This window comes from Streptomyces sp. NPDC001927 (genome assembly GCF_053594455.1).
Genome location: NZ_JBSFEN010000003.1, coordinates 645,715 through 672,011, shown reverse-complemented (window position 1 = coordinate 672,011; position 26,297 = coordinate 645,715). Strand labels below are relative to the sequence as shown.

The following is a 26,297-nucleotide window of genomic DNA, read 5'->3' as shown; positions in this document are numbered from 1 at the left end:
CGGGGCAGTTGGTGATGTCCTAGGCTGGGTCGGCGAGCGGATCTTGTGTCTCACACGGCCCGGTCGCAGGGTGTGCGCGGGGTGTAACCCGGGGCGTTCCGGGTGTGTGACCGGCCGGAAATTCGATCTTCCTACGGTGCTGATCGTGGGATGTCCGTCGTCGACGGGTCCATCCCGGCTCGGGACGGTACACGCGCGGCGGGTGGGAGTTTCGGTGGCATCTGGCTCGAAGGGCGGCAGTGTCCGCACGGTCTGCTCGTACTGCGGGGTCGGCTGTGGAATCGTGCTCGACCTCACGCGGGACCCTGCCGACGGCCGCCGTCGAGTCGCGAAGACGTCGGGAGACAAGGCGCACCCCGCCAACTTCGGGCGCCTGTGCACCAAGGGGGCCGCGAGTGCGGACATGATGGCTGCGGCCGGACGGCTCTCCACGGGTCTGGTGCGGGGCGAGCGGGGTGGCGAGCCCGTCGCGACCGGCGTGGACGAGGCGATCGCCGCGGTCGCCGGCCGGCTGCGGGCGATCCTGGACGAGCACGGGCCCGACGCGCTGTCCTTCTACGTCAGCGGCCAGATGTCGCTGGAGGCGCAGTACCTGGCGAACAAGCTGGCCAAGGGGTTCGTCCGTACCCACCAGATCGAGTCGAACTCCCGGCTGTGCATGGCGTCGGCGGGCACCGGCTACAAGCTGTCGCTGGGCGCGGACGGTCCGCCCGGCTCCTATCAGGACTTCGACCACGCGGACGCGTTCTTCGTCATCGGTGCCAACATGGCCGACTGCCACCCCATCCTCTTCCTGCGCATGATGGACCGGATCAAGGCGGCCGGGGCCAAGCTGATCGTCGTCGACCCGCGCCGCAACGCCACCGCCGACAAGGCCGACCTCTTCCTGCAGATCAAGCCGGGCACCGACCTCGCCCTGCTGAACGGCCTGCTGCACCTCCTTGTCGCCAACGGCCACACCGACGAGGAGTTCATCGCCGAGTTCACCGAGGGCTGGCAGGAGATGCCGGCGTTCCTCGCGGACTATCCGCCGGAGAAGGTCGCGGAGATCACCGGAATCCCGGAGGCCGACATCCGGCAGGCCGCCGCCTGGATCGGCGAGGCCGGCGAGTGGATGAGCTGCTGGACCATGGGCCTGAACCAGTCCACCCACGGCACCTGGAACACCAACGCCCTGGTCAACCTGCACCTCGCCACCGGCGCCATCTGCCGCCCGGGATCGGGCCCGTTCTCGCTGACCGGCCAGCCCAACGCGATGGGCGGGCGCGAGATGGGCTACATGGGTCCCGGACTGCCCGGCCAGCGCTCGGTCCTCGTCGAGGCCGAGCGCGCCTTCATCGAGAGGCTGTGGAACATCCCGGAGGGCTCCCTGCGGACCGAGGTCGGGCGCGGAACGGTCGAGATGTTCGAGCAGATGGCCGCCGGTGACATCAAGGCGTGCTGGATCATCTGCACGAACCCCGTCGCCTCCGTCGGCAACCGCAAGACCGTCATCGCCGGCCTGGAGGCCGCCGAACTCGTCATCACCCAGGACGTCTTCGCCGAGACCGAGACCAATGCCTACGCCGACGTCGTCCTGCCCGCGACGCTGTGGGCGGAGTCCGACGGCGTCATGATCAACTCCGAGCGGAACCTCACCCTCGTGCCCGGTGTCGTCGACCCGCCCGTGCAGGCGCTGCCCGACTGGCAGTTGATCGCCCGGGTGGCGTGCGAGATGGGCTTCGCCGAAGCGTTCACGTACTCCTCCTCGGAGGAGGTCTTCGAGGAGCTCAAGCAGGCGTGGAACCCCAAGACCGGCTGGGACCTGCGCGGTGTGACGTACGAACGGCTGCGCACAACCCCCGTCCAGTGGCCGGCGCCCACCGCCGACGGCCCGGACCGCAATCCGATCCGCTACCTCAACGACGGCGTCAGCCAGACCCTCCTGGAACGCGAGGACGGGACACGCCCCCGGCTGGCCTTCCCGACCGCGAGCGGACGCGCCCAGTTCTTCGGCCGCCCCCACCTGCCCGCGGCCGAACTCCCCGACGACGACTACCCGTTCGTCCTCAACACCGGCCGTCTGCAGCACCAGTGGCACACCATGACGAAGACCGGCAAGGTGGCCAAGCTCAACAGGCTCAACCCCGGGCCGTTCGTGGAGGTCCATCCCGAAGACGCCGGCAGGCTGGGTGTCGTCGAGGGCGACCACCTGGAGGTCGCCTCCCGCCGTGGGCGGGCCGTCCTGCCCGCCGTGCTCACCGACCGGGTCCGGCCGGGCACCTGCTTCGCGCCCTTTCACTGGAACGACCTGTTCGGCGAATACCTCAGCATCAACGCCGTCACCAACGACGCCGTCGACCCGATCTCCTTCCAGCCCGAGCTCAAGGTCTGCGCCGTCACCCTCGCCAAGACGGCCGCCCCCGTCACGGCGACGCGCCCGAGCGGCCAGCCCGAGCCCGCCGCCCAGCAAGGAACGTCCGTAACCGCCCTCCCGGCGGCGACGCCTGCCGTGGCGCCCCCGGCGGACTCGCGCCTCGACGCGCTCGCCACTCTCTTCGGCGTCAGCGACCTCGCCCCCGCGGCCCTGGCCGAGCCGGAGCGCCGGTATCTGTCCGGATTCCTCTCCGGCCTCGCCGTCGCCCCGCCCGATGCAGGAGTGCCCGTCCTGCCGCCGGGGGCACCGCTCACCGCGGACAACGCCCTGTGGGCCGACGGTGTGCTCGCCGGCATCTTCTCCCGTGCGACCGCGTCTCTTACTGTCGTACCGGGTCCGCTACCCGCGCAGTCCGGCGCCCCGGCGCGGCCGACCCGCCGCCTGGTCATCCTGTGGGCCTCGCAGACCGGCAGCGCCGAGGAGTTCGCCGTGGCCGCCGCCTCCCGGTTCGCCGAGTCCGGCCGTGCCGCCGAACTGCTGCCGATGGCCGACGCCTCCCCGGCACACCTCACACCGGACACCGACGTCCTCCTCGTCACCAGCACGTTCGGCGACGGCGACGCCCCGGACAACGGCGCCGCTTTCTGGCAGGCGCTCTCGGCTCCGGACGCGGCACGGTTGGAGGGGGTCCGCTACGCGGTCCTCGCCTTCGGCGACTCCGCCTACGCCGACTTCTGCGGCCACGGCCGCCGCCTCGACGAACGCTTCGACGCCCTCGGCGCCACCCGGCTCGTCCCCCGTACCGATTGCGAGCCCGACTTCGAGGAGCCCGCCGAACAGTGGCTCGGCCAGGTCGTCACCGCCCTGGCCACGACCGCTCCGGTCGTCTCCCCTGCGAAACCGGCACCGGAGCCGTCACCAGAACCGGCACCGGCACCGTCATCGCCGGGCTTCACCAAGGCATCCCCCTTCGCCACGCTCCTCGTCGGCAACCGGCTGCTGAGCCTGCCCGGTTCCGAGAAGGAGGTCCGGCAGTTCGCCTTCGACACCCGTGGCGGCGAACTCGCCTACGAAGCGGGCGACGCCCTCGGCGTCTGGCCCGCGAACGGCGCCCCGCTCGTCGCCGAGTGGCTCGCCCTCACCGGCCTCGACCCCGACGAACCCGTCGACCTCGGCGATGACATACCCCTCCCCTTCGAAGAAGCCCTGCGCACCCGCCTGGACATCGCCCGCATCACCACCGACCTGCTGAGGTTCGTGACGGAACGCACCGGCAACCACGACCTGAAGCGCCTGCTGCGGACCGACAACAAGGACGCCCTCGCGCAGTGGAGTTGGGGCCGACAGGCCGCCGACGTCATCGCCGCCTTCCCCGTCCGTGCCTCGGCATCGGAATGGGCGGGCGTCCTCAAGCGCCTCCAGCCGCGCCTGTACTCGATATCCTCCAGCCCGCTCGCCCACCCCGGCGAGGTCCGCCTCACCGTCTCCGTCCTCCGCTACACCAACAGCCTCGGCCACGACCGCAAGGGCGTCTGCTCCACCTACCTCGCCGACCACGCCGACGACGGCCCGGTCCAGGTCTTCGTCCAGCGTTCGGCGCACTTCCGGCCGCCGGCCGACCCGGCCACCCCCATGATCATGGTCGGACCCGGAACCGGCGTCGCCCCCTTCGTCGGGTTCCTCGAGGACCGCCAGGCCCGCGGCCACACCGGCCCCAACTGGCTCTTCTTCGGCGAACAGCGCCAGGCCACCGACTCCTACTACCGCGAGGAACTGCAGGCGTACCGGGCGTCCGGCCACCTCGACCGCCTCGACCTCGCCTTCTCCCGTGACCAGCGCAACAAGGTCTACGTCCAGGACCGCATGCGCGAACACGGCCCCCGCCTGTGGCAGTGGCTCCAGGACGGCGCCCACTTCTACGTCTGCGGCGACGCCTCCCGCATGGCCAAGGACGTCGACCGCGCCCTCAGGGACATCGCCGCCACGCACGGCGGCCTGACCGAGGACGAGGCCGCCGCCTACGTCCGCCGCCTGGCCTCGGACCATCGCTACGTCCGCGACGTCTACTGACGGCCGGTGCCGACCCGATACTCGTACGGGTACCGACGTCTACTGAGCGCCAGCACCAGCCCGTTACTCGTACCGGTACTTCAGCGAATCCGCCTCCGCCTGCTGGATGTCGGCGATGGTCAGCTCCGGCATCCGCAGCTGGGCCAGCGTCACCTCGGCCGACGTCGGCTGGGCGTCCGCGGGCAGCCACTGCTCCGGCTTCCAGGCCGCGCCGCGCAGGAGCGACTTGGGACAGTGCGGGTAGACCTCCTCGATCCCCAGCACCAGCGCACTGACCGGCGGCTTGCCCACGGCGGTCAGCTGCGACAGCAGCTCCGGGCGGGTGGAGACGCAGGCCCGGCCGTTCACCCTGAGCGTCGTGGTGCGCCCCGGGATGACGAACAGCAGCCCGGCCCGCCCGGTGGCGACGACGTTCCGCAGGGTGTCCAGGCGCTTGTTGCCTGTCGCGTCCGGTATCGCCACCGTCCGTGCGTCCAGGACGGCGACGAACCCGGCGGGGCCGCCGCGCGGGGACACGTCACAATTTCCCTCGGCGTCCGTGCTGGCGACCAGAACCAACGACGAGCAGCCGATCAACTGCCTCGTCTGCTCCGTGAGTTCGGTCATCTGCTTGCGCATGGCCGCGTCCTTGGGACGTTCGTAGATCCGGCGCAAGGTGTCCTGATCGGGCACGGCGTCAAGGCGGAGCGAGTCGAAGGCACTGCCGGCGAGAGAAGTCGTCATGCCCCCGACCCTACGGGCTGACCTGCGATCCGCCCGTCGTCGACAACGAAGCGGGGCCAGGGAAGGAACACCCTCCCTGGCCCCGCCATGCCGCCTGTGAGGGTCAGCCTTCTGGAATGGCGTCCAGAATGCGCTGGGGGACGACCCATACGGTGGCGGCCGGATCGGTGATCTGGGCCTTCCTGCCGTCGACCACCCGCCAAACCGTTGCTGATTCAGGTGACTTGAGCAGGGTGTTGTCCGCGAACCGTGTCGGGAGCGCGTTCCAGACCCGGTCGGGGACGGTCCACATCGGCTTGTTGCCGAACCCGGAGGCGATCAGTTCGTCCATCGACGCGAACGGTACCTTCGCCCCGCCGATGATCCCGGCCTGCGACGTGGTGCTGGCCTTCTTCACCCGCGTGCCGTCCGCGATCCGCTGCGGGAGCGCGTCCCAGACCCGGATCGGGACGACCTGGCGAGGCTTGCCGCCGTAGCCGGCGTCGTTGCGTTCGGCTTCCGTCCAGAAGTCGACCCTCGCACCGCCGACGACCGCGGCCTCCGACGACCACCCGCTCTTCGCGATGCGCGTGCCGTCCGCGATCCTGGTCGTCATCGCGTCCCACACCCGGGCCGGGATGTACTGGAGCATGACGCCGCCGTAGCCGGCGTCGTTGCGTTCGGCTTCCGTCCAGAAGTCCACCCTCGCACCGCCGACGACCGCGGCCTCCGACGACCACCCCGCCTTCTTCAGCCGGGTGCCGTCCGCGATCTCGGTCGTGAGCGCGTCCCACACGCGGTCGGGGATGGTCCACATCCGCTTGTCCCCGAACCCGCAGGCGATCAGCTCGTCCATCGACGCGAACGGCACCTTCGCGCCCCCGACGATGCCGGCCTGCGACGTGGCACCGGCCTTCTTCACCCGCGTGCCGTCCCCGATCCGGTCGGGGATCAGGCTGAACGCCCGGGCGGGCAGCGCACGGACCTTCGACGCCCAATCGGTGCCGAAGCCGGAGTCGATGACCTCCTGCGGCGAGGCGAAGTTGACCCGCGCGCCGCCGATGATCGCGGCGACGGGCGAATTCCCACCCGTTCCCTGGACCAGCGTGCCGTCGTCGGGCACGTCGGCGCGGATCATGTTGAACGCGCGCGTCGGCACCGTCCGGACCTTCGACGCCCAGTCCGTACCGAAGCCGGAGTCGATGACCTCCTGCGGCGAGCCGAAATTGATCCGCGCACCGCCGAGCATTATGGCCACAGGCGTCGGTACGCCGTTCGCGATGCCCTGGACGAGCGAGCCGTCCGGCGGGATGTCGGCGTGGAACTCGTTGAAGGCACGGCTCGGGATCGCGCGTACCTTCTGGCGCCAGTTCGTCCCGTACCCCGTCTCGACCACTTCCTCGGGCGAGGCGAAATTGATGCGCGAGCCGGCCACGAACATGGCCACCGGCGTCGAGGCACCGCCGCCCGTGCCCTGGACGAGCGTGCCGTCCGCCGGGATCGTGCCGAGGTTGTTGAACGAGTAGTCCGACACGATGACGACCTTGGAGGCCCAGTCCGTGCCGAAGCCGGTGTCGATGACTTCCTGCGGGCTGCCGAAGTTGAGCCGCGCCCCGCCGACGGTCTGCGCGACGGGTGTCCCGTTGCCGCCGTTCCAGCCCTGGAGCAGATTGCCGTCGGCCGGGACCTGGTTCATGTGGTCACGGGCGTCGATCGACCAGTCCGAGATCTTCGGCGGTCTGCCGCAGTTGACCGGGGAGTTGCAGTGCGACTGATGCAGCGGCGCACCGCCGACGTAGATATAGATCCGGCCGCGCTGGTCGATGGCCGACGAGCCGTTGCGCGGGGTCTTCGGCCCCGCGTCGATGACCGACTGGGTCGTCGGTCGTGGCGGGGAGTCGCAGATGCCGCTGTCACACGTGGCCTGCCAGACCGGAGCGCCACCGACCATCTTGTAGATGCGCCGGGTGTCCGTGGTGTGCAGGAGCGTGCCGTCGGCAAGGCCGTGGACCGACGTCACCGGCTGAGGCTGCGGCGGAGCGGGCGGGTTGGTCGTACCGGGTGTCCCCACCCCGCCCCGCCCCAGGGGCATCGAGACCTTCTTGAATCCTTCGCTCTTCGGGAGCTGCAGCCACATGGCGCTCTGGAAGTTCTGAAGCGTGTACGGCCACCCCTTGTTGCACCCTGCCGGGGACCAAGTCCGCTCCATGAGGACGCGTTCGGTGAAGACGCCGTAGTAGACGTGGGTCAGCTCGTGGGCCGGGGAGTTGGTGTTGGTCTTCAGGCCCACCGAACTCGTCCATGAGACCTTCGTGCTGATCCCGAGCTCGGCGTTGACCTTGGCCACGGCCCACTCGGCCGATACGCCGACGGTGAGCTGGGCGCCGACCTCGATGGTGCGGGACTTGGTGACGGTCACCTCGAGGTTGTCTCCGGGCGCCACCCGCCAGGGCCCGTCGGCCGGCGCGAACTCCTCGTAGTGCTGGGTCAGATTCCAAGGACCCGGGTTGCAGGAGGAGGGAGAGGGCAGGGGCAAAGGCGGTTCGTCGGCCTGCGCGACGTGTGGCGTCAGGGCGACTAACGCGCCGGCCACCAGGGTGCCGGTCAGTGCGGAGAGTGCCGACCGCAGCCTCTGTCTGAGCATCGTGTCTTCTTTCTCGAGCGAGATCTGACACATGCATGACGCGATTCAGGCCGACTTGGCTCCCGTGTCCGCCGCGGACCAGAAGCGCAAGCACAGATCGACCCGTCAACGTTCTGGGCCGCCGCGACGTCCTGCGCCCTGCTGGCCGCCCTGGTCGCCCGCGTCCCGCTGTAGCCCGCGCCGACTGCGTGAGTCCGGTCGTCTCGGTGCCGCGGCCGCTTCAGACGCGCAGTTTCAAGAGGTACAGCCCCCGTGCGCCCCCTACCGCGAGTTCGTTGGCGGGGCCCCACGCGCATGCGTACAGTTCCCCCTCGGCTCGCATGATGACCGCGACGTCCCCATCCACTGCCCTCCAGATCCGCACGGTCGCATCGAGACTGGTGGTGGCGATCCAGGCCCCGTCCGGCGAGATCGCCACCGAAGTCACTTCGCTGGTGTGGCCGGTGAGAATTCCCGTGCGGGAGGCCGTGGCTCGATTCGAGATGCGTACGGTCTTGTCGTGGCCGGCGGTGGCGAGCCAGGTTCCGTCCGGCGAGATCGCCACCGAGCTCACCCAGCTGGTGTGATTGACATGGGTCTGGGTGGCGACGCCGGTGTCCCCGGCCCAGATCTGCATGGTCTTGTCCTGGCTGGTGGTGGCGAGCCAGGTTCCGCTCGGTGAGATGGCCACCGAGTTCACTGCACTGGTGTGGCCGGTGAGGGTGGCATGGCAGGTGTGCGTGGCTCGGTTCCAGATCCGTATGGTTTTGTCGTGGCCGGCGCTGGCGAGCCAGGCTCCGTTCGGCGAGATGGCCACCGAGTTCACTGCACTGGTGTGGCCGGTGAGGGTGGCGGTGCAGGTGCGCGTGGCTCGGTCCCAGATCCGGACCGTTCTGTCGTGGCCGGTGGTGGCGAGCCAATCGCCATCCGGTGAGATCGCCACGGAACTCACCGTGCTGGTGTGGCCGGTGAGGGTGGCGGTGCAGGAGACCGTGGCTCGGTCCCAGATCCGTACGGTCTCGTCGCGACCGGCAGTGGCGAGCCAATCGCCATCCCGTGAGAAGGCCACCGAACTCACTGCACCGGAGTGGCTGGGATTGGAAGTGGTCTGGGCGAAGCTTGGGTCCCAGATCCGTACGGTCTTGTCGTGGCCGGTGGTGGCGAGCCAGGTTCCGTTCGGTGAGATGGCCACGGAACTCACCGTGCTGGTGTGGCCGGTGAGGACGGCGGTGCAGGAGGCCATGGCTCGGTCCCAGATCCGGACCGTTCTGTCGTGGCCGGTGGTGGCGAGCCAATCGCCATCCGGTGAGATCGCCACGGAACTCACCGCGCTGGTGTGGCCGGTGAGGATCGCGGTGCAGGAAGCTGTGGCTCGGTCCCAGATCCGTACGGTCTTGTCGTGGCCGGCGGTGGCGAGCCAGGTTCCGTTCGGCGAGAATGCCACGGAACTGACGACGCTGGTGTGGTCGGTGAGGACGGCGGTGCAGGAAGCCGTGGCCTGATCCCAGATCCGTACCGTCCTGTCGTGGCTGGACGTTGCGATCCAGGCCCCGTCCGGCGAGATCGCCACCGAAGTCACCTCGCTGGTGTGGCCGATCAAGGTCGTGGTGCAGGAGGCCGTGGCCCGGTCCCAGATCCGTACCGTTCCCTCTTGGCCGCTGGTGGTGGCCAGCCAGGCTCCGTCCGGCGAGATGGCCACCGAGGTCGCTCCGCCGATGTGGCCGGAGCGCGTCACGGTGCAGACTCCGGTCGCACGGTCCCAGATCCGGAGCGTTCCTCCCCGACTGGTGGTGGCGAGCCAGGCTCCGTCCGGTGAGATCGCCACTGACGTCACCACGCTGCCGTGACCGGCCAAGATGGTGGTGCAGGACGCCGTGGCCCAGTCCCAGATCCGCACGGTGTTGTCGTGGCCGGCGGTGGCGAGCCAGGCCCCGTCCGGCGAGATCGCCAACGCATTCAGTTCGCTGGAGTGTCCGGTGAAGGTCCGCTGGAGCGCCGGCGTGGGGGCGTCGGGCAGCGGCCACAGGGCTTCGAGACAGGGGCGTTGGGCGAGGTCGTTGTGGCGGCTGGTGATCTGTGGCTGCCAGTGCGGGTGGGTACCGAGGCGCGTGTGCAGGACGTTGTTGAGTGCCTGGGGCGGTTCGGTGGGAGACAGCAGGTGGTTGATTTGCGCGAGGCTGTGTGCGAGGGGACGCGTGTGAGGGGTGTCGATGCGGGTGAGGTCGGTCCACGGAGCGGTGGGGCCGCGCTGGGCGAGGCGTGACTCCACCCAGCGCAGGTCCCCGGCGACCGCCTCGGCCAGAGTGACGCGTCCGGCCGCCACGAGATGGTCGATGAGGTGGTCGAGCAGGTAGCTGTCTGTGAGGTGCCACCAGGTGCGGCCGGGATCAGGCTGGTTGGGCACGAGGGGCTCGGCCGGGTCCAGACGAGCGGCGACGGCGTCGACCAGGAGTGCATGGGTGCGGGTCAGGCCGCCCGGACCGAGAGCGCTGCGAAGGTAGTCGCGGACGACGTCGTGAATTCTGACACTCCCGTTGTCCCCCTGGTCGAGGAAGATGAGGGAAAGCCGTTCCAGGTCTCGGCACAGCGTGCGGGTCCGTTCCTCGCTCAGTCCGCCGCTCGCGTGCCACAGCTGAGCGACGACCGGGATGGGAATGGACTCGTCCTCGGCGAAGGTTCCGAGTTCGGCGAAGCGGTCCGGACCGCCGGGCGGCAGGAGAGTGGTCGCGGCCTCGATCGATGCTTTGACCGCCTGGTTACGCTGGCGAGGATCGTCGAGGTTCCAGGCGACCGCAGGGGCGTCCACGGCTTCGGGTCCCCGGTCGCGCAGCCGGTGCAGGGTGCGCTCGGCGGTGGCGACGGGGTCGGCTCCGCTGGCGCACTGCTCGGCGATCAGTCGGTTGATCAGACGCAGCAGTAGCGCCCATCGGCCGCTGGCTCGCAGGAGAGCGTCCACCAGAGCTGGGGGCAGGGGCGGGAGATTCCAGACGAGCACCGACCTGGCCTGGGCCTCTGACATCTGGTCGACCTGAATGGCACGGGCATCGGGCGGCAGCAGGGCTGGGCTGCGGGTGGTGACCAACCGGACGCAGCGTCGGCCCCCCACCAGAAAGGGAGCAAGCTGGTTCTGATCCCACACGTCATCGAGAACGAGCAGGGTGCGGGGTCTTTGGTCGAGAAGCCGCCCGAGATGGGCACCGGCCAGGTCGGGGTCATCGAATTCAGTGGTGTCACCGGTGATGAAGCGGGTCACTTCGGCGACCTTGGCAGCCACAGCTGCCCGCCCCCGGACGTCCCGACCGATGGTTACCGAGTAGATCCGGTCATGGAAGTGCCGCCGCACCTTCCTGCGGGCACAGACCGCGTTCGCCAACATCGTCTTACCGAACCCGCCCGCCCCCCAAAGAGACGTGGTGATACCGACCGCGCGCCCCCCACGGCACACTGCCGCGGCCACGGCCCGGGTCTGGGCCCTGTCCACGAACCACTCCGGAACAGCCGCCGGGGACGGCACCGGCGGATCGTTCAGTCCCACCGGCGGGCGTAACTGCAACCGTGCCGCGATGCCGCCCGAAATGACGGCAAGCACCCCGAAGACGCCGACAGACCACCAGGGATTCTGTCGCAGCTCATCGAGAAGCCCTGGCCAACGCGCAGACTCAGTAGCGGCATTTCCGGCCAAAGCCAGCACAATGGCCAGGGCTACGCCCAGACTGGCAAGCGCCCCCACAGCTACTGCCCACACCCGTGTACGCAAGCTGCCACCCCCCAACGACAGTTCCCTGCGCGACCTTAGCGGGATCACCTCACCGCTCCCATCGGAAGGCCCCTTTGCCCGGCCGCCCCTTTGCCCGGCCGAAGGGGCGGTCAACTGCCCCCGAGGTGTGTGGTGATCAGCGTCCAAAGTCGCTCGGAGTCCTGCGCCGAATCCAGACCGCTCTTGGGCAGGACCATCACTCCCGTTCCCCACACATCGGGGGTGAGCAGCACGAACACGCGCCGACCCTCAACGGCGCGCCCGTAGAACCCCCAACCGGTGTGGAGCGTGTGCCGCGCGGAAACGGTCTCGATCCCTGACTCGTCGACTGTCACGCGGTGTTCGCCCAGATGCCGGGCGTAGGCGAGCAGGGCCAGAGCCATCAACCAGCGGAAGGCGACCAAGGAGAGATAGGCGAGGGCCAGGAACTTCCACAAGCCCACACCTGGGGCGTCAGTGCCCCTGGTCAACACGTTCGCGATGATCACCACGCCGAGCAGGCCCGCCGCTGCCCACAGGACGCGATACATCCATCGGCCGGCCGGGCTGTGCCGCAGCTGAATTTTCAATCCGTCAGATATCTCCCGCCAAGTCACCACGTACGTCAGCTGCACCGGCACGTCAACGGCCATGTGTCCTCCCTGGATTCTGTCCGTCGGGACTGTATCGCTTGGTTCTACGGTGTCGGACATCCGCTGGACCGAGTGCTTCAGTATGCAGATTTATCCAACAACGGCCTCGATCGCGGATCTCAAAGGCCGTTTCATACCCCTTGTGAACGGGGGTCTTGCAAGCAGCGTTGCCCGTCGATTGTCCGCATTGTCCGTCGCCTCGTGTTGGTGCCACAAAACCTGTATAACCGGGCCGCCTTGAACGCGTGGCGGTGAGCGCCGCGCCCTTTCGACGAACCGAGGGCCTACACGAAGGTCGGGCGGCCGGGGCCCTGTCCCAAAGGTCCCGGCCGCCTTGTTCGCGGGGCGTGCCCGTCAGTTTCCGGTGGCGTAGGGGGAACTGCCCGCGGCCGTACGGATACCTGGGAGCGCGGAGTACAGGCTCGCGCCCGGGCAGAGCGTGGCGTAGCCGTCGCGGTGGCCGGAGACGGTGTGCAGCGTCGCGGCCTGGCCCTTGGTCCAGACGCCGGTGTCGGCGGCGGCCGTGAGCGTCACCTTCGCCTGCGGGTCGACGCCGTGCAGACCGAGCTTCCAGGCGGTGAGGTCGGCGATGGCCTGCGTGGCCGCGGCGGTCGGCGTCCCGCCGTTCTCGTAGTCGCCGAGCAGGGAGATGCCCGAGGAGTAGCTGTTGAACCCGTAGGTGTGCGCCCCGAGCACCGGTCGGTCCACGCCACCCGCACGGCCCTCGAAGACCGTGCCGCACTTGTCGACGAAGAAGTTGTAGCCGATGTCGTTCCAGCCGTTCGTCCGCACGTGGTACGTGAGGATCGCGCGGATGATGGCCGGAGAGTCGGCACAGGTGTAGTCGTTCGTCCCGGCGGTGTGGTGGACGAAGACGGCGTCGACCTTGTTGAGGTACGAGGGCGCGTCCTCGACGAGCGACTCGTCGGCGCCCCAGTCGGCACGGCTGACGATGGCGGGAGCGGTCGGAGCCGTCGGAGCGGTGGTGCTGGGCTCGGAGGTGCGGCTGGGCTCGGTGGTGGGTTCCGGTCCGGTGGGGTTCTCCGTGGGTGTCGTGCCGGGAGTCGGGGGCTCACTGGTGGAGGGCTCGGCCGAGGGCTCCTCGGTGGGCGCCTGGGTCGGAGCCCCGGTGGGTTCCTCCGTCGGTGCTTCCGTCGGGCCCGGGGCGGACTCGGTCGGGGCGGTGGTGGGAGCCGGGGCCTCGGACGCACTGGCCGATTCCGTCGGATCCCCTGTCGGAGGCTGCGATGCCTCGCCGCTGCCTGAGCCTCCCGTCGTGTCGCCCGGTTCGGCGCTGGGCGCGGCCGTCGTCGACGCGTCGGTCGGCGCGGGGGCGACGGGGGTGGTGCGCGTGGCGTCGGGGGAGGCGGTGGGCCTGCCCTTCTCCTTCCCGCTCCCCTTGCCGTCGCCCTTGCCTCTGACGGTCTGGCCGGGGTCGATCATGTCGAGCCGGAGTGCGTCGGGCACCGCGGTCTCCTCGCCGTTTGCGACGACTCGCGCCTCGACGCCGTCCGACGGGCCGACCCACAACGGCTCCGAGGCGCCGCGCACGTCCGTCGCGCGGCCCTCGGCGGACTCCGGCGCCCGGATGTCGAAGTCGAGGTCGCGCCATTCGCTCCACTCGCCGGTGGCCGCCTTGCGGGTACGAATCTGAGCGGTGCCCTCGAATGTGTCGCCGCTGTCCTCCCACGAGGCGCCGATGAGCGAGAACGTCTGCGTCCCGGTGCGCGGGAGCGAGCGCCTCTTCGGGTCCTTGCCGTCCAGGGCCAGTACATGCGCCTTGGGCGGTCGCGACCCGTCACCGGGCCCGGCATCCTCGCTGCCTCCGGAGGCGCCGACGGCTGTCACGCCCGTGCCTGCCAGGACGACGACTCCCGCCGCCAGCCAGACCGCGCGCTTCTTTCCGTTCGCCCGCCTGGCGCGGGCTCCTCTTGGACTCATGTCCCATCCCTCGTACGTATGTGGTTGAGCGGTGTCTTCGGCCGGCCGTGGGGTGCTGCCTCACCCCTGGCCGTCGCCGGGCGGCAGGTCGCCGGTGCACGTGGCGCGCCCGAACTCGCCCATGGCGGTGGCGCGCTGGACGTGCTTGCCGCGGATCGCCAGTGCGCAGGACGCCTGCCCGCCCTTCCCGTCCAGGACAATGGCGACGGTCGGGGCCTGGCCGAGAGGCACCTGGACCGACTTCTTCCAGGGCAGCGTGACGGCCTTCTCGACCGTGGCCGTGCCGGCCTCGCTGCGGGCGAGGTAGGAGATCTCGGCGACCCCCGTCCCCGAGACCTCGTACGTCACCTCGGCCGTCGGTGCCGCGCTCGGCTTCGGCTTTTCGTCGGTGTCGAGGACGCCGTAGCCGACCAGCCCGAAGCAGGCGAGCAGGGCGATGCCGGCGATCAGCGACCCCCGCCGGTCCGGGGAGGCCCCCGTGCTCTCGTGCTCGTTCTCCTCCCGCACCGCGCTTTCCGCGAGTTCATTGGACGACATGAAAGAGCCCGGCTTTCGTGAGCTGACAGATGAACCGGGCGGTTATACACCACGCCGTCACTCCTTCGCGAGCGAGCGGAAGAATCGGGCGAACGGCACCTCTCTCCGTCACACGATTGTCCGCTATGCCCTCAGGGTTGACCGGGCGTCAGAAGACTGATTAGAAAGCCCCCTGCAACACCCACATTCTTCAAGCCGGGCGAAAAGCCGCCGCGGCTCGTTCGGCGTGCCCATTTCGCGTGCAGTGAAGCGGGTGCGCCGATACCGAAAGGTACAGAGGTGAAAGTTCCGTTCAGGAGATATCTCTCCTGTCTTGTCGTGTCGGCGGTGGCGGGCACGCTATTGCCGCAGATCGCCCATGCGGCTCCGCAATCACCGTCGACCGACGACGACAAGGGCGTTGTCGACACCATCGCGGGCTGGTTCTCGGACGAGGACGACGACCAGGGCGAGGCGAAGCCCCCGGTCGGCGGGAACCTGGAGATACCCAGCCGGGAGAAGTCGCCGAAGGGGGAGAAGCTCCCGAAGGCGAAGCGGGTCAAGGAACTCGCGGGCAAGCGGACGTCGCAGGCACGCTTCTGGCAAATGTCGGACGGCCGGATCGAAGCGGAACTGACGGCCGTGCCGACCTCGTACAGGTCGGGCAGTTCCTGGAAGCCGATCACGACCGAGGTGGGTGCCACCCAGGACAAGGGCTTCGACTTCGCCAACACCGCGAACGCCGGCAAGAGCTGGTTCGGTTCCGACGCCGACAGGTTCATGCGGTTCGAGGCGGAGGGCGGTGGGGCGGTCACGTTCGGCCTGGCCGGTGCGGGTGCGCTGAAGCCCGAGGCGAAGGGTGACCGGGTCCTCTACAAGGACGCCGTCGCCGGCGCGGACCTGTCGTACCGGGTCGGCAACGGTCAGGTGAAGGAGGACATCGTCCTCGCCGAGCGCCCGGCCGGTCCGGTGTCGTTCACCTTCACTCTGGACACCGAGGGCGGCCTGACGCCGAAGACGCGCAAGGACGGCTCGATCGCCTTCTTCGGCGAGGCTCCGGGCACTCCGGTGATGGTGATCCCGGCTCCGTACATGACGGACGCCAAGAAGGATCCGCAGTCGGTCACCGGTGGTACGTACAGCACCAGGGTCACCCAGAAGCTGGCCCGGGACGCCGACGGCAAGGGCTGGAAGCTGACGATCACGCCGGATGCCACGTGGCTCGCGGCGAAGGAGCGTCAGTACCCGGTCGTCATCGATCCGACGATCACGATCACGCCGATCGCCTCGGTCTCCGAGGACACGATGGTCCTGTCGGACCAGCCGGCGGTGAACTTCAACAACACCTGGAAGCTGTCGGTCGGCAAGACGGACACCGGCATCGCCCGTTCGCTGATCAAGTTCCCGCTGACCGAGATCCCGGCGGGGGTGAAGGTCGATGCGGCACGGCTGAGTCTGTACTACGACCAGTCGCACACGACCAACGGCAACGTTGTCGCCCTCGAGGCGCACCGGGCCACCGGGGCGTGGAGCGAGGCCGGCGCGACGCCCGCGACCTGGTCCAACACCAGCGCTCTGGTGGGCGAGCTGTCCGGTACCACGGTGCAGCTGGACGACGGTGACGTCGGTACCGCGGCGGTCGGTGAGTGGCCGCGGTCCACCACGACCGGTGGCGCGGCGACCAACGACGACTACGCCTCCAACAAGAACGCGCTCACGGGCGAGACCTACACCTGGCAGCCCAGGGTCCCGGAGACCGACACGTACCGGGTGGACGTGCACTACCCGGCCGCGGCGGACGCCGCCACGGCCGCCCCGTACACGGTCACCCACAACGGCGGCACCAAGAACTACACGGTCAACCAGACCGGCACCGGCGGCGTCTGGAAGACCCTGGACGCCGCGGAGCTGAGCTTCGCCAAGGGCAACGCCGGCAAGGTCGTCCTGGGCGACACGGGCTCGGCGACGACCCGTACGCTCGCCGACTCGGTACGCCTCGTGAACCCCGCCGAGATCACCAAGGCGGCCTGGGACTACAACAAGTGGCACGACTTCCCCGTCGCCGACACGGTCCAGAAGTGGGTCTCCGGCACGGCGACCAACCACGGCTTCGTGCTCAAGGCGAAGGACGAGTCGGGCACCGCGCCGACCGGCGGCCCGCGCTACGGGGCGGCCGACGGCAACGCCTACGGCGGTGAGACCTCCACCTATCCGCGTCTGACGGTGACCTACGGGGCCGTCGGTACGTCGCTGAACTCGCCGACCGTGGTCCACTCCACCGGCCCGGAGCTCTCCTGGCCGGCGTACGCCAACACCACTGGTGACACCGGTCTGGACATGGTCGAGTACCAGCTGCACCGCTCCACGCAGCAGGCCTTCACCCCGTCCGCCGCGACGCTGATCGCGCCGATCGGCTCGACCGCTACGACGTACACCGACACCACGGCGGTGCCGACCCCGGACTCCAGCTCCAGCGAGATCGGGAAGTCGTACTACTACCAGCTCGCGGTCAAGACCAAGAACGGTCAGCTCCTCGGGTCGCCGACCCGCATCGTGGGCATCCCCAAGGCCGGTCGGACGATGAAGATCATCCAGGCGGGCCAGACCGACACCACGCTCTCCTCGCAGCAGCCGACCGTCAACCACGACGGCCTGGTCTCCGGCAAGGCGCAGACCTGGCTGAGCGTGGGCAACAACTCCGGTACGTACGGCAAGACCCGCGCCGCCATCAAGTTCCCCACCACGGACATCCCCACCACCGCCACGGTGCTGGAGAACAAGATGTACCTGTGGGGCGCCGAGACCACCAGCACCACCAACGGCGCGATCTACGAACTCCACTCCCTGACCCGGGACTTCACCGAGACCCAGGCCACGTGGAACAACGCCAACTCCACGACCCCGTGGACCACCGCGGGCGGTGACTTCTCGGCCGCCGTAGCCGACACCGTCCCGCAGATCACCGACGAGGTCGGCCGCCACTGGTGGGACGCCACCGGACTCATGCAGTCCTGGGTACGCACCCCCGCCAACAACAAGGGCGTCCTGGTCAAGCTGAAGGACGAGACCACCACCGGCCCGCAGGAGCGCACGCTGTTCCTGTCGTCCGAGGCGTCCGACCCGCAGCTGCGTCCGTACATGCAGGTCATCTACGTCGACGCGACGACCGAGGACACGTACTACGCGCCGCAGACGCCGGCACGGATGACCCCGAACTCCACGTACTCGGTGGAGTTCACGGTCACCAACACGACCTCGACGGCCTGGGCCGCGGGCGAGCGCGAGCTGTCCTACACCTGGAAGCTCCCGGACGGCACGGACGTGACGACCGGCGGCAACCAGCTCAAGACGGCGGTCCCGGCCCTGCTGCCGGGCAAGTCCGCCACCATCCAGGCACAGGTCAAGACCCCGATCAACTCCGACTCCGGCAACAAGCGCAACGAGTACGTGCTGGGCTGGGACATCCGGAAGATCTCCGACGGCAGCTGGCTGTCCGCCGGCACGGGCGGCATCCCGGCACTGAAGCAGAACGTCGCGGTCGAGGACCCCACCTCCAACAGCCTCGGCCTGGAGAAGTTCTACAGCTACACCGGCAAGAACACCGGCGCCGGCTCCACGCTGATGAACAACCTGTCCTCAGGCAACGGCGTCTGGCAGTACAACGCCTTCAGCAATCCGGGCCGTGGTCTGAGCACCTTCGTCCGGTTCGCCTACAACTCGCAGGACACCTCCGACACCGTCGCGGGGCATGGCTGGTCGATGCAGGCCGCGGGGCCGATCCGGCTCGGTGCGCCGCTGGACTTCCACCCGAACCCGAACCCGACGGAGATCCGCCTCCCGGACGGTGACGGCACCACGCACGTCTTCCGCTGGGACGCCGCCAACAGCGTGTGGAAGGCGCCGGCCGGTGTCCACTACAAGCTGACGATGAAGGCGGGCCTGGACTGCAAGCCCACCAAGGACCCGGTACCCGACGCCTGGACCATGACCAGGCCCGATGGAACGCGGTTCCTGTTCGGCTGCGACGGCTACCTGACCTCGACGGTGGACAAGAACGGCAACACACAGACGTTCACCTACGAGGAGCGCAAGTCCAACAACAAGCCGACCAAGTTCCTGACCTATGTCACGGACCCGGCCGGCCGCCAGTCGCTCACCGTCGACCACTACAAGAAGGGAGACGCGTCCTACGAGTACATCAACGACTCGGGCGCGAAGGTCACGGGCTCGAACCTGACCAACTCCAAGATCTACGACCACGTGAAGTCCATGACGGACATCTCCGGGCGCAAGATCTCCTTCTACTACACGGACAAGGGCCTGCTCGGCCAGATCACCGACGGCGTGGGGTCCAGCCAGCCCAAGGACTTCAAGTTCACCTACGACGCCACGCAGGGGAACAAGAACGTCAAGCTGGTCAAGGCCACCGACCCGCGCGGCAACGCGACGAACCTGGCCTACTACGCGCCGCAGACCGGTGGCGACCCGAAGTACCACTGGTGGACGCAGCGGATCACGGACCGTCTGGGCGGTCCGACGGACTTCGCCTACGCGGTGAACGCCGGGAACACGAAGTTCACGGACACGAAGGTCACCGACGCCGAGTCCCGGGCCACCGACTACGTGACGGACGACTTCGGCCGCCCGGTCCAGACGACCAACGCCAAGTCACAGACCACGAAGATGTCGTGGGACGCCGACAACAACGTCACGTACATGGAGGAGGCCAACGGGGCGAAGACCGCGTACTGCTACGACCAGAAGACCGGCTACCCGCTCTGGTCGCGTGACGCCGAGAACAACAAGGGCGGTGTGCCCACGGCGGGGGAGTGCGCACCGGGCACGTACCCGGCGAACTCCTCCCGCTACAGCTACCAGACACGCCTCGACGGCTTCTCGGCCGACCTCTTCACCAAGACGTCTCCCGAGGGCCGCAAGTGGCAGTTCGGCTACGACACGTACGGGAACCTGAAGACCGTCACCGACCCGAAGGGCGTCGCCACCCCGACGGCGGGTGACTACACCACGTCGTACGACTACGACTCCTACGGTCAGTTGACCAGGGCGACCGACGCCAACGGCAACCCGACGGTCAACAGCGACTTCGTGGCGACCGGTTACCCGGCCACCATCACGGACGCGCTGGGCGAGTCCACGTCGTACCTCTACGACGTGCGCGGCCAGGTCACCGAGGTCACCGACGCGCTGGGGAAGAGGACCACGCAGGCGTACGACACCTTCGGGCGCCCGCTGGCCTCCACCGCGCCCAAGGACCAGGCCGCCGGGGAGCTGATCACCACTCCGGCACCGGTCTTCGACGCCAACGACAACGTCACGAGCGTCACGGCGCCGCACGGCGCGGTGTCCACGGCCGTGTACGACGCCGCCGACCAGATCACCTCGGGCACGGCCCCGAAGGACTCGCCGACGGCACCGGTGCGGACGACGACCTACTCCTACGACAAGGCCGGCCATCTCCGGACGACGACCGAGCCGAAGGGCCTCCTCACCCCGGCGGACCCGTCCGACTACGCGACCACCAACACCTACGACGAGATCTACCAGCTCGTCTCCGTGATCAACGGGGTGGGGGACAAGATCTCCTACACCTACGACAACGTCGGCAACGTGGTCACGGTCGTCGATCCGAAGAAGAACGCCACCGCCGACGCCACCGACTACACCACCAAGACGCTCTTCGACCTCAACCACCGCCCGGTCGAACTCACCGACGCTCTCGGCAAGTCCAGCACGCGCGCGTACGACAAGGACTCGCTGCTGGTCTCCACGACGGACGCCGAGAACAACACGTCGACCATCACCTACGACGAGCGCGGCCGCCAGACCGAGGTCAAGGCGCCGCACTCCGGCACCGGCGCGGACATCGTCCACCGCACGACGCGGTACGAGTACGACCAGGTCGGCAACGCCACCAAGGCGATCTCGCCGCGGGGCTCCGCCACCGCCACGGCCGACGACTTCACCGCCCGTACCGAGTACGACGCGCTGAACCGCCCGGTCAAGCAGTTCCAGCCGTACGACCCCGCCGACCCCCGCTACAACAAGCCGGACGTCTACACCCAGACCTTCTACGACGAGGTCGGGAGGGTCTCCAGGACCTCGATGCCCCCGTCGGAGGGCCAGACGGTCCGCAACGACACGGTCTTCGAGTACTTCGACAACGGCTGGTCGAAGGCGTCCACCGACCCGTGGTCCATCGTCACCTCCTACGACTACAACGCCATCGGCCAGCAGACCTCGCGGACGCTGACGTCGGCGGGCGGCTCCTCCAGCCGCACCATGGGCTGGTCGTACTACCCGAACGGCAGGCTCAAGTCCAAGACGGACGACGGCGTCCCGGTGGGCAGTGCGGTCGTGCTCGTCGACAACTCCGACACCCAGCACACGTCCTCCACCGGCACCTGGACCGCCGGCAGCGCCACGGGCCAGACCGGGTACGACCACCGGACGCACGCCTCGGGCGCGGGCACCGACGCCTACACCTGGACGCTCAACGTCCCGAAGGACGGCACGTACACCGCGTACGTCAAGTACCCCAGGGTCACCGGCGCGACGGCGGCCGCGAAGTACACGGTCACCCACAGCGGCGGCACGACGGAGGTCACCAAGGACCAGAACGCGCAGACCGGTACCTGGGTCCCGATCGGCTCCTACGCCTTCACCCAGGGCAACACGGCGAAGCTCCAGCTCGCTCAGAGCAGCGGGGGCGTCGTCGTCGCCGACGGCGTCAAGCTCGTGCGCGACACGTCGTCCGAGTCCGACACCGAGAAGCACACCTTCGCCTACGCGTACGACCTCAACGGCAACCTGACCTCGATCGACGACACCTCGTCCGGGGCCAAGGTCGACGCCTACACGATCGCCTACACGGGTCTCAACCAGGTCCAGAAGGTGACCGAGGCGCTCGCCGGCCAGGAGAAGAAGTCCAGCACCTACACCTACGACGCCAACAGCCAGCCGGAGACGGTCACGCACGCCGACCAGTTCTCCCGCTACACCTACGACCCGCGTGAACTGGTCAAGACGGTGTCGGTCGGGACGAGCCCGACGGACCCCTCCCCGAAGGTGTCCTCGTACACCTACACCGACCGTGGTGCGGTCGCCCGGGAGACCAAGGCCAACGGCAACACCGTCGACAGGGCCTACTTCCTCGACGGCGCGGTCCGCACCACCACGGAGAAGAAGGGCAACGGCACCCTCGTCGCCTCGCACACCTACGCCTACGACGCCAACGGCAACAAGGCGCAGGACGTGGTCAGGAAGATGAACGCCGACAACCACGCGGCGTACCTCGACTCCACCACCGACTACGCGTACGACCCGGCCGACCGCCTCGCCAAGGCGGTCAAGACGGGCAACGGCGCGGGCACCGAGACGTACGTCCACGACGACAACGCCAATGTGGTCAGCCAGAACGTGAAGGGCACCTCCACCGCCTTCGCCTACGACCGCAACCGGCTGCAGACGTCGACCACCGGCGGCACCACGTCCACCTTCAACTACGACCCCTTCGGCCGGACCGAGTCCGTCACGCAGGGCGGGCAGGTCGTCTCCCGGAACGTCTACGACGGTTTCGACCATGTCGTCGAGTCCCAGCAGCGGGACGGCTCCGGCGTGATGAAGTCGACGACCTACGCCTTCGATCCGCTGGACCGCACCACGTCGAAGACGGCCGACGGCAAGACCACGCAGTACACGTACCTCGGTCTTTCGGGCGAGGTGCTGAACGAGGAGGTCGCCGGCAAGCTCACCAAGTCGTACCAGTACTCGCCGTGGGGCGAGCGGCTCTCCCAGGTCAAGCACAACACCGACGGGACCACCGAGGACGGCTTCTACGGCTACAACAGCCACACCGACGTCGACACGCTGACCGACAGGAACGGCGACACCAAGGCCACCTACGGCTACACCGCCTACGGCAGCAACGACACGACCGAGTTCACCGGCATCGACAAGCCCGACGCCGGCGATCCGACGAAGGAGGAGTACAACTCCTACCGCTACAACGCCAAGCGGTGGGACGCCCAGTCCGGCACCTACGACATGGGCTTCCGCAACTACGACCCGGGTCTCAACCGCTTCACCACCCGGGACATGTACAACGGCGCCCTCGCCGACATGGGGCTCGGCAGCGACCCCTTCACCGGCAACCGCTACGCCTTCACCGGCGGCAACCCGATCAGCAACGTCGAGGTCGACGGGCACTTCGCCATCGCGATCCCCATCGTCATCGCCCTCGTCGCGGTCGCGGTCGTCGCCACCGACGAGGTGGTCGCGGAGCAGCAGGGCCGTCCGAGTCTCGCGGACAGCCTCGGTGACGCGCTGGTGTCCACCGCGCGCGGCATCAACGACGCCATCGACCGGGCCAGGCAGCCCAAGCCCAAGCCCAAGCCGGCGCCCCGGCCCTCGCCGGACGAGGACGACGACAGCGGCAAGTGCGGGTCCGGCTGGGTTCAGCACGGCGACGTGGACAAGAGCAACGGCAGCCGGGCGACCGGCATGACCTCCTGCCTCACCAAGGAGTACGTGGCCTCCCACTCGGGTTCGGAGACCGACACCCGCGTGTTCACGCCTCCGGGGTACCGGTGGGCGCAGCGCACCGCCGGCTTCCTCGGCGCGCGGCCGATCCGGGAGAACATCAACGCCTGCCACCTGCTGGCCAACCAGCTGACCGGATCGGGTACGGACCCGCGGAACCTCGCCACGTGCGCCCGTGGAGCCAACGCCAAGCAGATCGGATCCCAGCAGGGCGACAACAACATGGCCAAGTACGAGGCGGACATCGCCGCGGCCGTGCAGGCAGGGCAGGACGTCTACTACTCGGTGACCCCCCGATACAGTGGCCGCCGTACCGTACCCACCGGATTCGCCATCTACGCACAAGGCACGAATCCGGATGGAAGTGCCGGAATATCCATCGACACCTTCATCTCCAACACCCTGGCGGGCCGCAACCTCGGCATGTTCAACGATCAGAACACCGGCCGGCAGGTTCCGACGGGAGCGATGGAATGACGGCGACCGGAAGGAGCAGGAGGCACCGCGATGACTGATGTGGAGACACTGCGGCAGCTCATGCCGCCGAGGACGGCACCCGAGGCGCCCGTCGACTGGGCCGTCATGAACGCGTCCTGGGGCACGGAGTTCCCGCCCGACTACCGCGCGTTCATGGAGGTGTGGGGACCCGGGGCGATCGACAACTTCTTCCAGGTCCAGGTCCCCGAGCCGAAAGCGGATGAGCTGACGTCGCCCTACGGCGGCATGCTCGTGGAGACCCTCACCGCCGAGGACGCCTGGGCGAACTTCGGGAAGGAGCCCGAGCTCGAGGGGGCGCGGCCGCGGCTGATCGCCTGGGGTTCCGACGCGGCGGCGGACATCGTCTGCTGGGACGCCTCCGGTGACGACCCGTCCGCGTGGCCGGTGCTCGTGTACCACCGGGGCAAGGGCATCTGGCGTCGCCACGACTGCGGGATGGTCGAGTTTCTCGTCCGCGTCCTGCGGGCCGAGTTCCCGGCGAACCCCCTGAGCGACCTCTCGCTCTGGGGCAGGCATCCCGCGCTCCTGCTGAGCGAGAGCGAGGAGGAGCGCCTGCTGGAGCAGGGGCTCGACCCGTGGGCGGAGTGACCGCCCCCGCCGGACCGGTCGACTGACCACCCGTCCGCACCAGGCCGCCGGGCACCGACAGGTGCCCGGCGGTTCCTTTGCGGCGGGATGTGGCGGTGATCACAGCGGGAAGCCGTGATGGTCCGGCCTCTCGTTCCGCTGGATTCCGAGAGGGGCACGGCGCACCCGTGGCACCTCGGAGAACGACGGAGGACCGGGGTACCGCACCGGTTCGCGTACGAGGGGTGGGAACCATGGACCGCGTCAGCCGCACGCTGCGAGCCGCCGACATGAGCCGACACGCCGCCGTGTTCGTCTCCCGCGCGACCGTGAGGACGCGCTTGCCGCTGGACTACTCGGTGAGGAGCCTGCGGATCGTGGACCGCGTGGTGGACGGGCTGAGACGGAGCGGTGACGACCCCGCCGCCGTCGGACCGGCCCTTCAAGGGCTCGGCGCCTACGCCGGCGAGGTGTTCGTACGCCGCTCCGGCGCACGTTGGGTCGACTTCGACGACGAGATGTACGGGCTCTTTCGGCAGCCGGTCGGCATCCGGAGCCCCGACGGAAGGGCCTGGAACCCGCTGGGCAAGGTCGTGAACCGCTTCGAGCTGGGAGCCGGCGAGTCCGTGTACGAACTCTCCCTGCTTTTCCCGGGACGAGCCCGCACCGCCCCGCTCACGGGCTGCGCCGCGGGACACGTAAGGTAGCTGGCCGGGGCCGTCCGGCGGCGCGATCAGCCGCCGCGTCCCGCACAGTTCACGCAGGAAGACCGATAACACGCATGAGGGCTCACGATGTTGTGCTGGGGCACGCCGTCGAGCGGGCCCAGGGCGGAGACGAGGCGGCGTTCGCCGACGCGTACCGCCTCGTGCACCCGGGGCTGTTGGGATACCTGCGAGGGATGGTCGGCGAGGACGCCGAGGACGTGGCCTCCGACGCCTGGCTGGAGATAGCACGGGACCTCGGGCGGTTCCGCGGTGACGGCGCGGGCTTCCGCGGCTGGACCGCGACCATCGCTCGGCACCGCGCGCTCGATCACCTTCGGCGGATGCGCTCCCGCCCGCGGCAGGACGTGCTGGACCAGGACGTGCTGGAGCTGCCCGCGCAGCGGGACACCGCCGGCGAGGCCCTGGAGGCGGTGTCGACCGCGGAGGCGTTAGAGATGGTCGCAGGCCTCCCCCGGGACCAGGCGGAGGCCGTCCTGCTGCGGGTGGTCGTCGGACTCGACGGTCCGGCCGCGGCACGCGTGCTGGGCAAGCGGCCCGGTGCGGTACGGTCCGCTGCGCATCGCGGGCTGCGACGCCTGGCCAGACAGCTGCGGGGAGGTGAAGGATGAGACAGGGCCGTGAGCGGGACGACGACCACGAAGACGACGCTGTGACGCGGGCGTTGAGAGCTGCGCTGCGTCCGGACCAGCCCATGGCCGAGGACGGAGACGAGGACGCGGTGCGGCGAGCGGTCACCGCGTTCCGCGCCGCGCGCGACGCGGGCATCCACTCCGATGCCGCCGCGCGGCGGACCCGGCGCCGCGACGACTGGCGGCCGGCAGCGGAGCGCCGCAGGGGGCGTTGGCCGAAGGCGGCGCTGGCCGCGCTGGTCACCAGCGTGACGCTGGGCGGTGTGGCGTTGGCCGCCGGAGGCCTGCCGAGCCCGTTCTCGGAGGCGCCGGAGCGCCGTCCCGAGCCGAGCCGCGGCGCACTCGTGCCTCCATCGCCCGAGAAGGGCGCCCCGCCTGGATCGCCTTCGGGGTCGGCCGCGTCGACGGCACCGGGACCGGAGACGGCCGGGCCGACGCCGCGAACATCGGAGCGCACTCCGCCGGGCGCCGAGCAGAGCCACGAAGCGCTGTGCCGGGCGTACGAGAAGAAGACCGAGCGCGGCGGCAAGGCCTTGGACTCGACCGCCTGGCGACGCCTGATCGCGGCGGCCGGCGGCGAAAACGCGGTGCCGTCCTACTGCGCGACGCTCACCGACCGCTCCCCGGCCTCGGACAAGACCACCCCCGACGCGGTCGGCGACGCCCGAGACCAACGCTCACCGAACCCGAACGGCAAGGACGACCCTCCTCGGCCTTGA

12 protein-coding genes are annotated in these 26,297 nt (G+C 69.2%); 6 read left to right on the top strand and 6 right to left on the bottom strand.

The window, feature by feature from the left end; genetic code table 11:
* Positions 1 to 214: 214 nt before the first annotated feature.
* Complete coding sequence (locus tag ACWCO8_RS10290) at positions 215 to 4,426, top strand: molybdopterin-dependent oxidoreductase (protein ID WP_451031875.1); 4,212 nt, start codon at positions 215 to 217, stop codon at positions 4,424 to 4,426.
* Positions 4,427 to 4,489: 63 nt separating this feature from the next.
* On the opposite strand, the gene ACWCO8_RS10285 is transcribed toward ACWCO8_RS10290, so the two are convergent.
* The 6 genes from ACWCO8_RS10285 to ACWCO8_RS10260 all read right to left on the bottom strand — a co-directional run bounded on the left by ACWCO8_RS10285 (position 4,490) and on the right by ACWCO8_RS10260 (position 14,618).
* On the bottom strand, positions 4,490 to 5,149 hold the full coding sequence (locus ACWCO8_RS10285) for an MSMEG_1061 family FMN-dependent PPOX-type flavoprotein (RefSeq protein WP_451031874.1): 660 nt from the start codon (positions 5,147 to 5,149) through the stop codon (positions 4,490 to 4,492).
* Between the two features lie 103 nt (positions 5,150 to 5,252).
* Positions 5,253 to 7,772, bottom strand: a complete 2,520-nt coding sequence (locus ACWCO8_RS10280; RefSeq protein WP_451031873.1) for a hypothetical protein — start codon at positions 7,770 to 7,772, stop codon at positions 5,253 to 5,255.
* A 220-nt stretch (positions 7,773 to 7,992) separates the two neighbouring features.
* Positions 7,993 to 11,196 carry an NB-ARC domain-containing protein gene (locus tag ACWCO8_RS10275; protein ID WP_451031933.1) on the bottom strand — a complete coding sequence of 1,068 codons (3,204 nt, stop codon included), beginning with the start codon at positions 11,194 to 11,196 and terminating at the stop codon, positions 7,993 to 7,995.
* A 422-nt stretch (positions 11,197 to 11,618) separates the two neighbouring features.
* A complete protein-coding gene (locus ACWCO8_RS10270) occupies positions 11,619 to 12,140 on the bottom strand; it encodes a hypothetical protein (RefSeq protein ID WP_451031872.1) in 522 nt (173 codons plus the stop codon).
* A gap of 354 nt (positions 12,141 to 12,494) precedes the next feature.
* Entirely contained in the window at positions 12,495 to 14,081 is a 1,587-nt protein-coding gene (locus ACWCO8_RS10265) for an N-acetylmuramoyl-L-alanine amidase (protein WP_451031871.1), read from the bottom strand.
* A 60-nt stretch (positions 14,082 to 14,141) separates the two neighbouring features.
* Positions 14,142 to 14,618 carry an MmpS family transport accessory protein gene (locus ACWCO8_RS10260; protein WP_451031870.1) on the bottom strand — a complete coding sequence of 159 codons (477 nt, stop codon included), beginning with the start codon at positions 14,616 to 14,618 and terminating at the stop codon, positions 14,142 to 14,144.
* A 1,284-nt stretch (positions 14,619 to 15,902) separates the two neighbouring features.
* Between ACWCO8_RS10260 and ACWCO8_RS10255 the strand changes: the two genes are divergently transcribed.
* From ACWCO8_RS10255 to ACWCO8_RS10235, 5 genes are all read left to right on the top strand, one after another.
* Positions 15,903 to 23,633 (top strand): golvesin C-terminal-like domain-containing protein, encoded by a 7,731-nt coding sequence (locus ACWCO8_RS10255; RefSeq protein WP_451031932.1) that lies wholly within the window; start codon positions 15,903 to 15,905, stop codon positions 23,631 to 23,633.
* A gap of 30 nt (positions 23,634 to 23,663) precedes the next feature.
* Positions 23,664 to 24,242: a hypothetical protein gene (locus ACWCO8_RS10250; RefSeq protein WP_362009653.1), complete on the top strand. Its 579-nt coding sequence runs from the start codon at positions 23,664 to 23,666 to the stop codon at positions 24,240 to 24,242.
* Between the two features lie 233 nt (positions 24,243 to 24,475).
* Positions 24,476 to 24,928 carry a hypothetical protein gene (locus ACWCO8_RS10245; protein WP_451031869.1) on the top strand — a complete coding sequence of 151 codons (453 nt, stop codon included), beginning with the start codon at positions 24,476 to 24,478 and terminating at the stop codon, positions 24,926 to 24,928.
* Positions 24,929 to 25,002: 74 nt separating this feature from the next.
* Entirely contained in the window at positions 25,003 to 25,557 is a 555-nt protein-coding gene (locus tag ACWCO8_RS10240; RefSeq protein ID WP_451031868.1) for an RNA polymerase sigma factor, read from the top strand.
* Complete coding sequence (locus tag ACWCO8_RS10235; protein ID WP_451031867.1) at positions 25,554 to 26,297, top strand: hypothetical protein; 744 nt, start codon at positions 25,554 to 25,556, stop codon at positions 26,295 to 26,297. The genes ACWCO8_RS10240 and ACWCO8_RS10235 overlap by 4 nt, the downstream gene beginning before the upstream one ends.

Coding starts and splice junctions, on each gene's coding strand:
- ACWCO8_RS10285 (WP_451031874.1), bottom strand. CDS start 5,149: ATGACGACTTCTCTCGCCGGCAGTGCCTTCGACTCGCTCCGCCTTGAC.
- ACWCO8_RS10280 (WP_451031873.1), bottom strand. CDS start 7,772: ATGCTCAGACAGAGGCTGCGGTCGGCACTCTCCGCACTGACCGGCACC.
- ACWCO8_RS10270 (WP_451031872.1), bottom strand. CDS start 12,140: ATGGCCGTTGACGTGCCGGTGCAGCTGACGTACGTGGTGACTTGGCGG.
- ACWCO8_RS10265 (WP_451031871.1), bottom strand. CDS start 14,081: ATGAGTCCAAGAGGAGCCCGCGCCAGGCGGGCGAACGGAAAGAAGCGC.
- ACWCO8_RS10260 (WP_451031870.1), bottom strand. CDS start 14,618: ATGTCGTCCAATGAACTCGCGGAAAGCGCGGTGCGGGAGGAGAACGAG.
- ACWCO8_RS10255 (WP_451031932.1), top strand. CDS start 15,903: ATGGTCCTGTCGGACCAGCCGGCGGTGAACTTCAACAACACCTGGAAG.
- ACWCO8_RS10250 (WP_362009653.1), top strand. CDS start 23,664: ATGACTGATGTGGAGACACTGCGGCAGCTCATGCCGCCGAGGACGGCA.
- ACWCO8_RS10245 (WP_451031869.1), top strand. CDS start 24,476: ATGGACCGCGTCAGCCGCACGCTGCGAGCCGCCGACATGAGCCGACAC.
- ACWCO8_RS10240 (WP_451031868.1), top strand. CDS start 25,003: ATGAGGGCTCACGATGTTGTGCTGGGGCACGCCGTCGAGCGGGCCCAG.
- ACWCO8_RS10235 (WP_451031867.1), top strand. CDS start 25,554: ATGAGACAGGGCCGTGAGCGGGACGACGACCACGAAGACGACGCTGTG.